This is a genomic window from Streptococcus oralis (genome assembly GCF_003942585.1).
Lineage (GTDB): Bacteria > Bacillota > Bacilli > Lactobacillales > Streptococcaceae > Streptococcus > Streptococcus oralis_BE.
Genome location: NZ_RJNK01000014.1, coordinates 1 through 13,768, shown reverse-complemented (window position 1 = coordinate 13,768; position 13,768 = coordinate 1). Strand labels below are relative to the sequence as shown.

Here is a 13,768-nt window from a genome sequence, read left to right as displayed (position 1 = left end):
GTTGATAATAATCTTAATAATGCTATTAATCAACAAATAGGATTTGCTATCTTGAGCGATTTATCTTTAATGAAAAATAAATATGTGGGGCGTATATATAATTATTNAGATGAACTGAAGAAAGTTCAGTAGAAGTGAACGACAAATTTTGTTTGATAAGATATAATTAAAAAATAAAAATTAAGGAGCTTAATGATGAATTTTATAATTATTTGTATTATGATATTGGTTTGTATATTGTTATTATCGATTATAAAACTAGAGTATCTTAAAAGACTGTTAACTAGGTATATTGTAGATAATAGAAGTAGTGAGTTATCCTTTATAGAATCTAGTGACTTCAGTGTTTTAGAATGTGCAAAAATACTAAACAAAAAATACAAAATTGGACTGATTAACTCCTATATTGTAGTTAATTCAATAAAAATCAGATAAAATTAAAATAAAAAAGGGGAAAGGAATGAAAATTAATACGCAAAGAATCAAAGATCAAGCAAATAGTGCATTAAACATTACCATGAAAATATCAAAATCTGTTGGCAAAAGTATGTCAAAAGGTGGGAGTCAATGTCTAAATTTTGTTGTAAATAATCCTGAATTTATATTAATTATTTTAAGTTTGATAACTAACAAGAATAGCCTTAATCAAAGACGGATTAATGAATTGGAAGATACAGCGCAAGACAGATCACTAGATGATTCAACCTTTTCTGAACTGCTACAAGAAGAACAAGCTATTAATCATTTTTATCCTGATGAAAGAAAATCTCCTTGTGTACATTTATATCATCTAGGCGAAAATACTTTTGTAAGAGGAGGAACAGAACTAGAAAAAGAGGAATTCCGTAAAGAGAATAACTTGTAGTTTTACACTCTATATTTGATTGAAACATAATTTAAAAAGGACAAAGAGAGGTAATTATATGTCAAAATTATATACATGCGAAGAATGTGGCGGAGAGTTCACTAAGAGAGAGCTTAATTGGGATGGTAGCGATCATATTGATGGAGTTTACTATTGCAAAGACTGTTTTCGTTTTTTAGAACAGTGTGGAATTGATGCAATGGATCCTGATGAATTTGGATATGATGAGTATGGCAATTGGGATCAAGAACGTTTAGGTTTTTAGATTTTTGTGAGTTTTACTTTACTGTATTAGATATATTTTTAATTAATTTAATCAACCAACCTGCTCTAAGTGCAGGTTTTTTGGTGTTTTAAGGAAACTACTAAACCAGAATTTTTGTTTAAAAGTATTATTTTAAGAGAGAAATATCTAATTTCAGAATCTATAGGCAAACGCTTGCATTCCGTTTTTTATTGGACTATAATAGGTTGGTATAAAGCCTTCTGTAATAATAAAATGTAGAAGTTGTAGAAAGTAAGGATTTAGAATATTTGTAGTTAAAAATACAATGTTGCTATTCCTTGCTATAGGGAGAGATTTATGGCAATGATAGAAGTGGAACATCTTCAGAAAAATTTTGTGAAGACTGTTAAGGAACCTGGTTTGAAGGGAGCTTTGCGCTCCTTTATTCATCCTGAAAAGCAGACATTTGAAGCGGTCAAGGATTTGACTTTTGAGGTTCCAAAAGGGCAGATTTTAGGATTTATCGGGGCAAATGGTGCGGGGAAGTCGACAACCATCAAAATGCTGACAGGGATTTTAAAGCCGACGTCTGGTTTTTGTCGGATTAACGGCAAGATTCCGCAGGATAATCGCCAAGATTATGTCAAGGATATTGGAGTGGTCTTTGGGCAACGCACCCAGCTATGGTGGGATTTGGCCCTGCAAGAGACATACACGGTCTTGAAAGAGATTTACGATGTGCCAGACTCGCTTTTCCATAAGCGTATGGACTTTTTGAATGAAGTCTTGGATTTGAAGGAATTTATCAAAGATCCCGTGCGGACTCTTTCACTGGGACAACGGATGCGGGCGGATATTGCGGCTTCCTTGCTTCACAATCCCAAGGTTCTCTTTTTAGATGAACCGACCATTGGTTTGGATGTGTCGGTCAAGGACAACATTCGTCGCGCCATTACCCAGATCAATCAAGAGGAAGAAACAACCATTCTCTTGACCACTCACGACCTGAGCGACATTGAGCAACTTTGTGATCGGATTTTTATGATTGACAAGGGGCAAGAGATTTTTGATGGAACGGTTAGCCAGCTCAAGGAAACATTTGGCAAGATGAAGACTCTTTCCTTTGAATTGGTGCCAGGGCAAAGTCATCTCCTTTCTCACTATGAAGGTTTTTCGGATATGACCATTGATAGACAAGGAAATAGCCTCAATATTGAATTTGATAGTTCCCGCTACCAGTCGGCTGATATTATCAAGCAAACCTTGTCTGATTTTGAGATTCGCGATTTGAAGATGATGGATACGGATATTGAGGATATTATCCGTCGCTTCTACCGAAAGGAGCTCTAAGATGGTCAAATTGTGGAGACGTTATAAACCCTTTATCAATGCGGGCATTCAGGAGTTGATTACCTATCGAGTCAACTTTATTCTCTATCGGATTGGCGATGTCATGGGGGCTTTTGTGGCCTTTTATCTCTGGAAGGCTGTCTTTGATTCTTCGCAAGAGTCTTTGATTCAGGGCTTTAGTATGGCAGATATCACCCTCTATATCATTATGAGTTTTGTGACTAATCTTCTGACTAGGTCAGATTCGTCCTTTATGATTGGAGAGGAGGTCAAGGATGGTTCCATTATCATGCGTTTGTTGCGACCAGTGCATTTTGCGGCCTCGTATCTTTTTACCGAGCTAGGTTCCAAGTGGTTGATTTTTATCAGCGTTGGGCTTCCATTTTTAAGTGTCATTGTGTTGATGAAAATTTTATCTGGGCAAGGTATTGTAGAAGTGCTGGGACTAACTGTCCTTTATCTATTTAGCTTGACGCTCGCTTATCTGATTAACTTTTTCTTTAATATCTGCTTTGGATTTTCAGCCTTTGTATTTAAAAATCTATGGGGTTCCAATCTACTCAAGACTTCCATAGTTGCCTTTATGTCTGGAAGTCTAATTCCCTTGGCTTTCTTTCCTAAGGTCGTTTCAGATATCCTGTCCTTCTTGCCTTTTTCATCCTTGATTTACACTCCAGTTATGATCATAGTTGGAAAATACGATGCCAGTCAGATTCTTCAGGCGCTTTTGCTACAGTTTTTCTGGCTCTTAGTGATGGTGGGCTTGTCTCAGTTGATTTGGAAACGGGTTCAGTCATTCATCACCATTCAAGGAGGCTAGTATGAAAAAATATCAACGCATGCATCTGATTTTTATCAGACAATACATCAAACAAATCATGGAATACAAGGTTGATTTTGTGGTTGGTGTTTTAGGTGTTTTCCTGACCCAAGGCTTGAACCTCTTGTTTCTCAATGTCATCTTTCAACATATTCCATCCCTAGAAGGCTGGACTTTTCAAGAGATAGCTTTTATTTATGGTTTTTCCTTGATTCCCAAGGGTCTGGACCATCTCTTTTTTGACAATCTCTGGGCACTAGGGCAACGCTTGGTGAGAAAAGGTGAGTTTGACAAGTATCTGACTCGTCCTATCAATCCTCTCTTTCACATCCTAGTCGAGACCTTTCAGATTGATGCCTTGGGGGAACTATTGGTCGGAGGTATTCTGCTAGCGACAACGGTGAGCAGCATTGCCTGGAGCCTTCCTAAATTCCTGCTTTTCCTAGTCTGTATACCCTTTGCGACCTTGATTTATACTTCCTTGAAAATCGCGACTGCCAGTATCGCTTTTTGGACCAAGCAGTCAGGAGCCATGATTTACATTTTTTATATGTTTAATGACTTTGCCAAGTATCCAATTTCCATTTACAATTCGCTTCTTCGTTGGTTGATTAGCTTTATCGTACCTTTCGCTTTTACGGCCTACTATCCTGCCAGCTATTTCTTACAGGACAAGGATGTCTTCTTTAATATCGGTGGTTTGATTCTGATTTCCCTTGTCTTCTTTGTCATTTCTTTGAAACTATGGGACAGGGGTTTGGATGCCTATGAAAGTGCGGGTTCGTAAGTTAGAAATCTTTCCTGAACTTTGGGATAAAAGCAATCCTTGCTTGATTTGGGTTAAGAAATTGTGAAATTTTCTCTTGACAATCGTTCTCAGAGTGCTATACTATGAAGGTAGTTGCCGATTTAGCTCAGTTGGTAGAGCAACGCACTCGTAACGCGTAGGTCACAGGTTCGATCCCTGCAATCGGCAGAATCAAGAAGTCCATTAGGGCTTCTTTTCTTTTATCAGGAGTATTCAACCACTTAGACCGAGATATAGACCAGATAGGCAAAAGAGCTTGTTCTTGAAAAATTCCTCTGCTATAATAATTCATGTAAGGGACGTGAGGGGTCAGTATCAGACAACTCAAGTCAATAAAAAAAAGAAAATGGATACAAAAAATGAAAAAATTATTGGGAATCGTATTTTTAGTAGCAGCAGCGGTTGTATTGTATTTCGGTTATATTGGATGGCCAAGTTTGGATGTCAATCTCTGGTCACTCATTCCGGTAGGATTGTTCCTCTATTTCACGCTAGAAAATTTTTTGAAAAAAGACTACAAGTCTAGCTTGATGTGCTTGATCATCGCCTTTATCATTACAAATGCTATTTTTGATCTGTTGCCAATTTCAAATGGTTTGGTGATTGGTGCCGGTGTGCTAGCTTGTGTAGGGCTTGGCTACCTCTTTCCTGATAAAGATAAAAAAGAAGGCAAATAAAAAGTCTCGAGATTTCTCGAGACTTTGTTTTTATTTACCAGCGTAGTATTTTTGGATCCCTTTTACAATGCCTGCGACCAGTTTATCTTGGTAGCGGCTATCTCTGATTTGTTGGTTTTCGGAGAAATTATCCATATAACCAAGCTCTAGGAGAACGGCTGGTTTGGCTGTTTCGCGTAGTACGGCATAGCTGCTCTCCAACAAGCCAGCGTCCTTAGCTCCTGTTTCTGCTAGAAGAGAGGAGTGGATGGCAGCTGCGAGGCGTTTGCTTTCACTCATACGATCAGGATGGTTGTGCCAGTATTTATTAATCTTACTTGGATAGTCAGGTTCATCGCTATAGGAGTAGGTTTGAATACCGCTCGCTTTTGAGTGAATGTTTCCAGTAGCATTGAAATGGATACTGATAAAGATATCAGAGTTGGTTTTATTTACCATTCTTGAACGCTCAGTCTTAAAATCAACATCGATATCACTGTCACGTGATGTGAGGACAGCATAACCTAATTCTTCTAATTTCTTACGCAGTTTGCGATAGATTTGCATGTTGAGATCTTTTTCAGCTACATTGTAGTAAAAGGCGCCAGAATCTCGACCGCCATGTCCGGGATCAAGGAAGATCGTTTTACTGTATTGACCTTTTACAAATCCACCTTCTGTTGAAACTTCAGAAATCCATTGACCGTATTTTTGAAACAAGTGTTCCTTTCCGTCTATCTTGTAGGTTCCTGATACATAATGGCCACTATCGTCCAAATAGTAACGAGCCTTGTAATAATCGTCGTAAATCCACTCATTCTTGGCCATATAGCCACCAGACTTGAGATAGTAAGCTCCAATCCATTCACGAGCCGCATAGGTTCCATTCGCTTTTAGATAGAACCAACTGTTGTAGGCCTTGTCAAAGATCCACTCTTTTTCAGCCATGGCTCCACTAGATTTGAGGTAGTAGCTTCCTTTCCATTTATTGGAAAGCATGACTCCATTTTGTTCAAAAGCATACCAAGTTCCCTTGATTTTCTCCCATTTGTCTTGGCTATATTTCCCATATTCATTAGCGTAATACCAATTTTGATCAATTCTCACCCAGGAGTTTTCCGCCATAGCCCCGCTACTGCCGAGCAGGTAAGCACCAACGGTCGTTTTGCTGAGCATCACGCCGTTTTTGTCAAAATAATACCAAGAATCGTTTACTTTTTCCCATTTGTCTTGCGAGATTCTGCCAGATGGTGTGACATAATACCAATTTTGGTCAATCTTTACCCAGCCATTCTCAGCCATGGCCCCGCTTTTAGTAAGGAGATAACCATCAACGATTGTCTGACTAAGCATGACGCCATCTTTGTCAAAGTAGTACCAAACTCCTCCGATTTTTTTCCATTTTTGTTGGATGATTTTTCCAGACTCACTGACGTAGTACCATTTACCCTCAAGAGCTACCCAGCCATTTTCTACCATGACCCCGTCTTTATTGAGAACATAGCCATCAAAGATGGTATCACTGAGTCGATTTCCCTCTTGGTCAAAATAGTACCACTTATCTTGAATTTTTTTCCATTTGAGGACAGGCTGATTGTTTTCATAGAAACGCCACTGTTTGTTTTCTTCCTGCCATCCTTCTTTTTTAGGGGCTTCTTCTTTTGCCTTGTCTTTTGGAAGTGTTGCAACCTCCTCTTCAGTTTTAGTTGAAAGATCTTTCTTATCTTCCTTAGAGTTGCTTTGTTCGGTGGTAGCAGGAGGATTGGCATTGCTTTCCTCTGCGTAGATAGGTGCTTGTGCCAATCCTGCCATTGAAAGGACGACAGCACTTGCCAATATAAACTTTTTCAACGATATTCTCCAATCATTATTTTCTAAGAAATATTATAAAATATGTCTGATGGTTTATCAACTATCAAACTGAACTTCTTCTAGTAAGTATTCGATAAAGCGTTCGCCCATCTTAGACAGGCTGGTTTTTTCATGCTGGATATAGACCAGTTCAATCGGGTCATCAATGTCCAGCGGAATGGAAACGATATTGTCTCCGTTGAGGTTGCTGTTCAAAATCCCTGTTGCAATGGTGTAACCATCCAAACCAATCAAGAGGTTAAAGAGGGTGGCACGGTCACTGACTACGATGGATTTCTTGTGGTGCTCTTGTGAAAGGATCTCTTCTGAAAAGTAGAAGGAGTTGTGCGTCCCCTGGTCATAACTGAGGTACGGAAAGTCTTCCAAATCAGCCAGTTTGACCTTGTCTTTTTTAGCTAGAGGGTTGGTCTTGCTGACAAAGATATGGGGTTGAGCGGTAAAGAGGTGGTGAGCTAGCAGGTGATTGTCATCTAGCATTTTCGTTAAAACATCGCGATTGTAGCTGTTTAAAAAGAGGACACCGACCTCACTACGGAAGTTCTTGACGTCATCGATAATCTCCCAAGTCCGAGTTTCACGAAGGAAGAGCTCGTATTTCTCCATATCACTTTTCTTGAGCAGAGAGACAAAGGCATTGACTACAAAAGCATAGTGCTGAGAGGAAACGCTGAAAAGTTCGCGGTGGGCGACAGGGTTTTTATAGCGTTCCTCCAGAAGCTGAGTTTGCTCGACAACTTGACGAGCGTAGGAGAGAAACTCCATCCCATCACGGGTCAAGGTAATGCCCTTGGGATTGCGGATAAAGATTTCAATGCCCATTTCATTTTCCAAGTCTCGAACGGCATTTGAAAGACTGGGTTGGGTGATAAAGAGTTGCTTGGCTGCTTCATTCATAGAGCCAGTTTCGACGATTTTGATAATATAGTGTAGTTGTTGAATTCTCATGTTTTTATTGTACCACACTTGCGGAAGAATGGGCAATGAAGACGAAGAAAATAGGGGGAAAGAGCCGGTCCAGTATTGAAAAAAAGTCTAGAATCTGCTAAAATGGAAGCTATGAAAACATTCTATGATGTGCAGCAATTTCTCAAACAGTTTGGCATTATTGTTTACATGGGGAAGCGCTTGTATGATATTGAACTGATGAAGCTCGAACTCTCTCGGATCTATGATGCAGGTCTGATGGACAAGCTAGACTATCTAGAGGCGGAAGCTGTTCTTCGTAGAGAGCACAAGATAGAATTAGACTACTTAGAGAAAAATGGAGATAAGAACTTATGACAATTTGGATTGTTTGGGGAATCGTACTAGCAATGGCGGCCTGGATGGGGTATAACTACCTTCGTATTCGTCGTGCGGCTAAGATTGTGGACAATGCAGAATTTGAAGCCTTGATTCGGAAAGGGCAATTGATTGATGTCCGTGAACCAGCAGAATTTCACAGAAAACATATCCTCGGAGCGCGCAATATTCCTTCAAATCAGTTGAAGTCAAGCCTTGCAGCCCTTCGCAAGGATAAACCTGTCCTTCTCTACGAAAACCAACGCGGACAACGAGTGACCAACGCAGCACTCTATCTGAAAAAACAAGGTTTTTCTGAGATTTATATCCTTTCTTATGGATTGGATTCTTGGAACGGGAAAGTGAAGATGAGTTAAGATTCTATTAAAAACTGTCGAATGATAGATAAAGCTAGTATCTTAAGGTATCATTATTTATAATAAATTTAAGGAGATTTTATAATATGAATTCACAACAAAAGAAAAAACCTTCACTTATTTTAGGTATCTTATCTATCGTCCTTGGTTTGCTATTTCCAATAGTAGGTCTGATTTTGGGGATCATAGGATTGGTCTTGGCTTTTTCATACCAAAAAGAATCTGGACTAGACTATAAAACAGAAAAAATTCTCAATATCGTAGGACTTGTGGTTTCTGTACTTAACTGGATTGTAACTGTCGCAGTATTTTTTAGATAAGCAATAAACAAAAAAGCTTTAAATTTAAAGCTTTTTTTCTTTTATCCACTTTTTTCTAAGTATTTTTTAATCATCTCTAATTCTTCTTGGTTTAAGAATCGGTATTGTCCTTCTGCTAGTTCTGAATCTAACGTAAAATCACCGAACTGAACTCGTTTGAGAGAGGCCACCTTGACACCGACTGAGAGAAACATCTTCTTGACCTGATGAAATTTTCCTTCTGAGATGGTGATGAAGGCTCGGCTATCTGTTGGGCTTGCGTCTAGAATTTCAAGCTGAGCAGGTTTACAAGTGGTCCCACCTAAAAAGACAATCCCCTCTTTGAATGACTGGATATGGTCTGGTGTGAGCAGTCCATTTACCACCACTTGATAGGATTTGTTGACATGGTACTGGGGATGGAGGAGTTGAAAACCAAGAGGTCCATTATCAGTCAAAAGGAGTAGCCCTGTCGTATCACGGTCTAATCTGCCGACAGCATAGAGCTGCTCAGACTGGATGTCAGGTGGAAGGAGGTCCATGACGGTTGGAAGTTTCTTATCCTTGCTAGCTGTAACGACTCCGTTTGGCTTATGAAGCATGAGATAATTGTGCTCATATCCTTGGATTTGCCGCCCTTGAAAGACTAATTTCTGTAATCCTGTATCGACATTTTGAGCGAGGGAGCGAGCTGGACAATCGTCGACTAGGATTTCTTTTTTTAATAGAGCCTGTTTCATACCCTTGCGACTGATCTTTTCCTGGGCAAATAATCTATCTAAACGCATACCAGCCTATCTTATCATAAGTCTCTGACTTTGAAAAGGGATGACTGGATGAGAAAAACAAAGTGAAAACATTTACACTTGCTTGAGTTATGTCATTTGACTGAAAATGTGGTATAATTGCTCAGTTAGAAAATAAATTTTAAATATTATAGAGGAAATCATGACAAAATTAAGAGAAGATATCCGTAACGTAGCCATTATTGCCCACGTTGACCACGGGAAAACAACCCTCGTTGATGAATTGTTGAAACAATCTTCAACATTGGACGCTCGTACAGAGTTGGCAGAGCGCGCTATGGACTCAAATGATATCGAAAAAGAGCGTGGAATTACCATCCTTGCCAAGAATACTGCTGTAGCTTACAATGGCACACGTATCAACATCATGGACACACCAGGACACGCGGACTTCGGTGGAGAAGTTGAGCGTATCATGAAAATGGTTGACGGTGTTGTCTTGGTCGTAGATGCCTACGAAGGAACCATGCCACAAACTCGTTTCGTATTAAAAAAAGCCTTGGAACAAGACCTTGTTCCAATCGTGGTTGTTAATAAAATCGATAAACCATCAGCTCGTCCAGCAGAAGTTGTCGATGAAGTGTTAGAACTCTTTATCGAGCTCGGTGCAGACGATGACCAGCTTGATTTCCCTGTTGTTTATGCTTCAGCTATCAACGGAACATCTTCCTTGTCTGATGATCCTGCTGACCAAGAAGCTACGATGGCACCAATCTTTGACACGATTATCGACCATATCCCAGCTCCAGTAGATAACTCAGATGAGCCTTTGCAGTTCCAAGTGTCACTTTTGGACTACAACGACTTCGTAGGTCGTATTGGTATCGGTCGTGTCTTCCGTGGTAGTGTGAAAGTTGGGGACCAAGTTACCCTTTCTAAACTAGATGGTACAACGAAGAACTTCCGTGTAACAAAACTCTTCGGTTTCTTTGGTTTGGAACGTCGTGAAATCCAAGAAGCAAAAGCGGGTGATTTGATTGCCGTTTCCGGTATGGAAGATATCTTTGTCGGTGAAACCATTACTCCGACAGACGCAGTTGAAGCTCTTCCAATCCTACACATCGATGAGCCAACTCTTCAAATGACTTTCTTAGTCAACAACTCACCATTTGCTGGTAAAGAAGGTAAGTGGGTGACTTCTCGTAAGGTAGAAGAACGCTTGCAGGCAGAATTGCAAACAGACGTTTCCCTTCGTGTTGACCCAACGGACTCTCCAGATAAATGGACTGTTTCAGGTCGTGGAGAATTGCACTTGTCAATCCTGATTGAAACCATGCGCCGTGAGGGTTATGAACTTCAAGTATCTCGTCCAGAAGTTATCGTAAAAGAAATTGACGGTGTTAAATGTGAGCCATTTGAACGCGTGCAAATCGATACTCCTGAAGAATACCAAGGATCTGTTATCCAAAGCCTTTCTGAACGTAAGGGTGAAATGTTGGATATGATTTCAACTGGTAATGGTCAAACTCGTTTGGTCTTCCTTGTTCCAGCGCGTGGTTTGATCGGATACTCAACTGAGTTCTTGTCAATGACCCGTGGTTACGGTATCATGAACCATACCTTCGACCAATACTTGCCATTGATTCCAGGTGAAATTGGTGGACGTCACCGTGGTGCCCTCGTTTCCATCGATGCTGGTAAGGCAACAACTTACTCAATCATGTCGATTGAAGAACGTGGAACCATCTTTGTCAACCCAGGTACTGAGGTTTACGAAGGAATGATCATCGGTGAAAACTCTCGTGAGAATGACTTGACAGTGAATATCACCAAAGCCAAACAAATGACCAACGTTCGTTCAGCTACCAAGGACCAAACTGCTGTTATTAAGACACCTCGTATCTTGACCCTTGAAGAGTCACTTGAGTTCTTGAACGACGATGAGTACATGGAAGTAACGCCTGAGTCTATCCGTTTGCGTAAGCAAATCCTCAACAAGGCAGAGCGTGAGAAAGCCAACAAAAAGAAAAAATCAGCTGAGTAACAGCTAGAAAGAGATAAAGATGGTCTATTTAATCATAGGGATACTCTTATTACTACTCTATGTATTTGCGACACCCCAAAGCATCAAAGGAACAGTCAACATCGTTATCTTGGTCTTTTTAGTTGTTGCACTCTTGATTTTGCTGATGTTGTCCATCTTGCAAATCTTCCAGTTACCAACAGAATTCTTTGTCACAATCGCCATGCTGGCTCTAGCCTACTTTAGCTTGAGAGATATTACGCTCATGCCTGTAAAAAAGGGTAAAAGAAGATAATAGAAGAGGCTGGGTAATGACTCAATTTGAGGAGAAAATCTAGCAAATTTTTCCCTGATAAAACGCATAATATTAAGGTTTTTGAATGCCTGATATTATGCGTTTTTATGATTTTAATTTATGAAATAGGTTAGAAGGAAATATAAAAAAGAGTGGTAAAATATAGGACTAATGGCTACATGTCTGTGGTATAATAATAGGTATGAATATTGAACAAAAGAAAAAAGTTATTTTACAACCATTCACTAAATGGACAGGTGGTAAACGACAACTATTGCCTACAATAAAGGATCTTATGCCTGAATCATATAATCATTACTATGAACCCTTCATCGGTGGGGGGGCTTTATTTTTTGATATAGCTCCTAAAAGGGCTGTTATCAATGATTATAATTCTGAATTGATCAACTGTTATCAACAAATCAAGGATAATCCTCAAGAGTTGATTGATTTATTGAGGTATCATCAAGAGAATAATTCAAAGGATTATTACCTCCAATTACGTTCAGCTGATCGTAATGATAGAATAAACAATATGTCCGATGTCCAAAGAGCTGCTCGAATTCTATATATGCTAAGAGTCGATTTTAATGGCTTATATCGAGTGAATTCTAAAAATCAATTCAATGTACCATACGGTAGCTATAAGAATCCTAAAATTGTTGATGAAGAGCTAATATTTGCTATTTCAGATTATCTAAATAACAATCTAATAGAAATTAGAACGGGCGATTTTGAGGATGCGCTCTTAGATGTTCAAGAAGGAGATTTTATTTATTTCGATCCTCCGTATATACCATTATCTGATACAAGTGCTTTTACATCGTATACTCATGAAGGTTTTTCTTATGATGATCAAGTTAGATTAAGAGATACATTTAGGAGACTAAGTGATGCAGGTGCTTATGTTATGTTGTCAAATTCATCGAGTCATTTAGTAGAGGAATTATATCGAGATTTTAATATCCATTATGTAGAGGCTACACGAACAAATGGAGCTAAGTCTTCAAGTCGAGGAAAAATTTCTGAAATTATAGTTACAAATTATGAAAATTAACGAATATAAGTATGGGGGTGTTTTAATGACAAAACCATACTATAATAAAGACAAAATGATTCTTGTTCATGCAGATACGTTTAAATTATTATCAAAAATGAAACCAGAGAGTATGGATATGATCTTTGCTGATCCACCATATTTTTTAAGTAATGGTGGAATATCTAATTCAGGGGGACAAGTTGTTTCTGTTGATAAAGGAGATTGGGATAAGATTTCTTCCTTTGAGGAAAAGCACGAATTCAATCGTAAATGGATACGTTTAGCAAAAGAAGTTTTGAAACCTAATGGGACTATATGGATTTCAGGGAGTCTGCATAATATTTACTCAGTTGGAATGGCATTAGAGCAAGAAGGTTTTAAAATTCTAAATAATATTACTTGGCAGAAAACAAACCCTGCACCCAATTTATCTTGTCGTTATTTTACTCATTCTACTGAAACTATTTTATGGGCAAGAAAAAACGATAAAAAAGCTCGCCATTATTATAATTACGATTTGATGAAAGAGTTGAATGATGGTAAACAAATGAAAGATGTTTGGACAGGAGCGTTGACGAAAAAAGCTGAAAAATGGGCTGGGAAGCATCCAACACAAAAACCAGAATATTTACTGGAACGTATTATTTTAGCATCTACTAAAGAAGGAGACTATATTTTAGATCCATTTGTTGGCAGTGGCACTACGGGTGTTGTTGCAAAGCGATTAGGTAGAAGATTTATAGGTATCGATGCTGAAAAAGAATATTTAAAAATTGCAAAACAAAGAATTGAGAGAGAATCTTATGCTTCAAACAGGTGAATATGCTACATATAAGGAATTTGGAATTGATTTAATTCAAAAACTAGATAAAGAGGGTTTTACAAAAGCTATTCAAAATAAGGAACTACCAAAATCAAAAATTTTAGAGACTCCACAAGGTATTATTTTAAAATATTATGGGTTTAAAGCTACAGCATCGGATACAAAAAAACGTTTGAATAGAACCTCATATGACTGCTTAATTCAGTATCGGGATGAAGATGTAAAATTTGAAACAATTTGTCAAGAAATTATAAGAAAATGTGTAGAATCAAAAAATGAAGTCAGTTT

General features: G+C 38.6%; 16 protein-coding genes, 1 tRNA gene and 2 pseudogenes. 16 read left to right on the top strand and 3 right to left on the bottom strand.

What is annotated here, in order from left to right:
* The first annotated feature begins 460 nt into the window (after window positions 1-460).
* The 8 genes and pseudogenes from D8862_RS09330 to D8862_RS09290 all read left to right on the top strand — a co-directional run bounded on the left by D8862_RS09330 (window position 461) and on the right by D8862_RS09290 (window position 4,746).
* The gene (locus D8862_RS09330) at window positions 461-865 is read left to right on the top strand and encodes a hypothetical protein (RefSeq protein ID WP_125450166.1); all 405 of its coding nucleotides are present in this window, start codon (window positions 461-463) and stop codon (window positions 863-865) included.
* A gap of 58 nt (window positions 866-923) precedes the next feature.
* On the top strand, window positions 924-1,130 hold the full coding sequence (locus tag D8862_RS09325; protein WP_125450164.1) for a hypothetical protein: 207 nt from the start codon (window positions 924-926) through the stop codon (window positions 1,128-1,130).
* Window positions 1,131-1,448: 318 nt separating this feature from the next.
* Complete coding sequence (locus D8862_RS09315) at window positions 1,449-2,441, top strand: ABC transporter ATP-binding protein (RefSeq protein WP_125450160.1); 993 nt, start codon at window positions 1,449-1,451, stop codon at window positions 2,439-2,441.
* 1 nt (window position 2,442) lies between these two features.
* Window positions 2,443-3,261 carry an ABC transporter permease gene (locus D8862_RS09310; protein ID WP_125450158.1) on the top strand — a complete coding sequence of 273 codons (819 nt, stop codon included), beginning with the start codon at window positions 2,443-2,445 and terminating at the stop codon, window positions 3,259-3,261.
* Between the two features lies 1 nt (window position 3,262).
* Entirely contained in the window at window positions 3,263-4,048 is a 786-nt protein-coding gene (locus D8862_RS09305) for an ABC transporter permease (protein ID WP_125450156.1), read from the top strand.
* Window positions 4,044-4,115 (top strand): annotated as a pseudogene (locus D8862_RS09300) (GNAT family N-acetyltransferase); the annotation flags it as partial. The gene D8862_RS09305 and the pseudogene D8862_RS09300, both read left to right, overlap by 5 nt.
* A gap of 49 nt (window positions 4,116-4,164) precedes the next feature.
* Window positions 4,165-4,237, top strand: a tRNA-Thr gene (locus D8862_RS09295).
* A 191-nt stretch (window positions 4,238-4,428) separates the two neighbouring features.
* Complete coding sequence (locus D8862_RS09290) at window positions 4,429-4,746, top strand: hypothetical protein (protein ID WP_125450154.1); 318 nt, start codon at window positions 4,429-4,431, stop codon at window positions 4,744-4,746.
* A gap of 30 nt (window positions 4,747-4,776) precedes the next feature.
* Here the strand turns inward: D8862_RS09290 and D8862_RS09285 are convergent, their stop codons facing one another.
* Together D8862_RS09285 and D8862_RS09280 are read right to left on the bottom strand one after the other, a co-directional pair.
* Window positions 4,777-6,576, bottom strand: a complete 1,800-nt coding sequence (locus D8862_RS09285; RefSeq protein WP_125450152.1) for an N-acetylmuramoyl-L-alanine amidase — start codon at window positions 6,574-6,576, stop codon at window positions 4,777-4,779.
* Window positions 6,577-6,633: 57 nt separating this feature from the next.
* Complete coding sequence (locus tag D8862_RS09280) at window positions 6,634-7,542, bottom strand: LysR family transcriptional regulator (protein ID WP_001222585.1); 909 nt, start codon at window positions 7,540-7,542, stop codon at window positions 6,634-6,636.
* Window positions 7,543-7,644: 102 nt separating this feature from the next.
* Here D8862_RS09280 and D8862_RS09275 point away from each other — a divergent pair, with 102 nt between their 5' ends.
* The 3 genes from D8862_RS09275 (at window position 7,645) to D8862_RS09265 (ending at window position 8,575) form a co-directional block, all read left to right on the top strand.
* Window positions 7,645-7,878, top strand: coding sequence for a YqgQ family protein (locus tag D8862_RS09275; RefSeq protein WP_070838353.1), 234 nt, complete (start codon window positions 7,645-7,647; stop codon window positions 7,876-7,878).
* On the top strand, window positions 7,875-8,255 hold the full coding sequence (locus D8862_RS09270) for a rhodanese-like domain-containing protein (RefSeq protein ID WP_125450150.1): 381 nt from the start codon (window positions 7,875-7,877) through the stop codon (window positions 8,253-8,255). Before D8862_RS09275 ends, D8862_RS09270 begins: the two co-directional genes overlap by 4 nt.
* A gap of 86 nt (window positions 8,256-8,341) precedes the next feature.
* Window positions 8,342-8,575: a DUF4190 domain-containing protein gene (locus tag D8862_RS09265; RefSeq protein WP_061597871.1), complete on the top strand. Its 234-nt coding sequence runs from the start codon at window positions 8,342-8,344 to the stop codon at window positions 8,573-8,575.
* Between the two features lie 41 nt (window positions 8,576-8,616).
* On the opposite strand, the gene D8862_RS09260 is transcribed toward D8862_RS09265, so the two are convergent.
* Complete coding sequence (locus D8862_RS09260) at window positions 8,617-9,342, bottom strand: 16S rRNA pseudouridine(516) synthase (protein ID WP_125450148.1); 726 nt, start codon at window positions 9,340-9,342, stop codon at window positions 8,617-8,619.
* A 160-nt stretch (window positions 9,343-9,502) separates the two neighbouring features.
* Between D8862_RS09260 and typA the strand changes: the two genes are divergently transcribed.
* The 5 genes and pseudogenes from typA to D8862_RS09235 all read left to right on the top strand — a co-directional run.
* Complete coding sequence (gene typA, locus D8862_RS09255; RefSeq protein ID WP_125450146.1) at window positions 9,503-11,344, top strand: translational GTPase TypA; 1,842 nt, start codon at window positions 9,503-9,505, stop codon at window positions 11,342-11,344.
* 19 nt (window positions 11,345-11,363) lie between these two features.
* A complete protein-coding gene (locus D8862_RS09250) occupies window positions 11,364-11,618 on the top strand; it encodes a DUF3165 family protein (protein ID WP_000262658.1) in 255 nt (84 codons plus the stop codon).
* A gap of 202 nt (window positions 11,619-11,820) precedes the next feature.
* Window positions 11,821-12,675, top strand: a complete 855-nt coding sequence (locus tag D8862_RS09245) for a DNA adenine methylase (RefSeq protein ID WP_125450144.1) — start codon at window positions 11,821-11,823, stop codon at window positions 12,673-12,675.
* A gap of 25 nt (window positions 12,676-12,700) precedes the next feature.
* A complete protein-coding gene (locus D8862_RS09240) occupies window positions 12,701-13,477 on the top strand; it encodes a DNA-methyltransferase (RefSeq protein ID WP_033605408.1) in 777 nt (258 codons plus the stop codon).
* A pseudogene (locus D8862_RS09235) lies at window positions 13,461-13,768 on the top strand (hypothetical protein); the annotation flags it as partial. The gene D8862_RS09240 and the pseudogene D8862_RS09235, both read left to right, overlap by 17 nt.

What these genes read in the sequence shown, in the direction of transcription:
- D8862_RS09330 (WP_125450166.1), top strand. Translation starts at nt 461, where the DNA reads ATGAAAATTAATACGCAAAGAATCAAAGATCAAGCAAATAGTGCATTA.
- D8862_RS09325 (WP_125450164.1), top strand. Translation starts at nt 924, where the DNA reads ATGTCAAAATTATATACATGCGAAGAATGTGGCGGAGAGTTCACTAAG.
- D8862_RS09315 (WP_125450160.1), top strand. Translation starts at nt 1,449, where the DNA reads ATGGCAATGATAGAAGTGGAACATCTTCAGAAAAATTTTGTGAAGACT.
- D8862_RS09310 (WP_125450158.1), top strand. Translation starts at nt 2,443, where the DNA reads ATGGTCAAATTGTGGAGACGTTATAAACCCTTTATCAATGCGGGCATT.
- D8862_RS09305 (WP_125450156.1), top strand. Translation starts at nt 3,263, where the DNA reads ATGAAAAAATATCAACGCATGCATCTGATTTTTATCAGACAATACATC.
- D8862_RS09290 (WP_125450154.1), top strand. Translation starts at nt 4,429, where the DNA reads ATGAAAAAATTATTGGGAATCGTATTTTTAGTAGCAGCAGCGGTTGTA.
- D8862_RS09280 (WP_001222585.1), bottom strand. Translation starts at nt 7,542, where the DNA reads ATGAGAATTCAACAACTACACTATATTATCAAAATCGTCGAAACTGGC.
- D8862_RS09275 (WP_070838353.1), top strand. Translation starts at nt 7,645, where the DNA reads ATGGAAGCTATGAAAACATTCTATGATGTGCAGCAATTTCTCAAACAG.
- D8862_RS09270 (WP_125450150.1), top strand. Translation starts at nt 7,875, where the DNA reads ATGACAATTTGGATTGTTTGGGGAATCGTACTAGCAATGGCGGCCTGG.
- D8862_RS09265 (WP_061597871.1), top strand. Translation starts at nt 8,342, where the DNA reads ATGAATTCACAACAAAAGAAAAAACCTTCACTTATTTTAGGTATCTTA.
- D8862_RS09260 (WP_125450148.1), bottom strand. Translation starts at nt 9,342, where the DNA reads ATGCGTTTAGATAGATTATTTGCCCAGGAAAAGATCAGTCGCAAGGGT.
- typA (WP_125450146.1), top strand. Translation starts at nt 9,503, where the DNA reads ATGACAAAATTAAGAGAAGATATCCGTAACGTAGCCATTATTGCCCAC.
- D8862_RS09250 (WP_000262658.1), top strand. Translation starts at nt 11,364, where the DNA reads ATGGTCTATTTAATCATAGGGATACTCTTATTACTACTCTATGTATTT.
- D8862_RS09245 (WP_125450144.1), top strand. Translation starts at nt 11,821, where the DNA reads ATGAATATTGAACAAAAGAAAAAAGTTATTTTACAACCATTCACTAAA.
- D8862_RS09240 (WP_033605408.1), top strand. Translation starts at nt 12,701, where the DNA reads ATGACAAAACCATACTATAATAAAGACAAAATGATTCTTGTTCATGCA.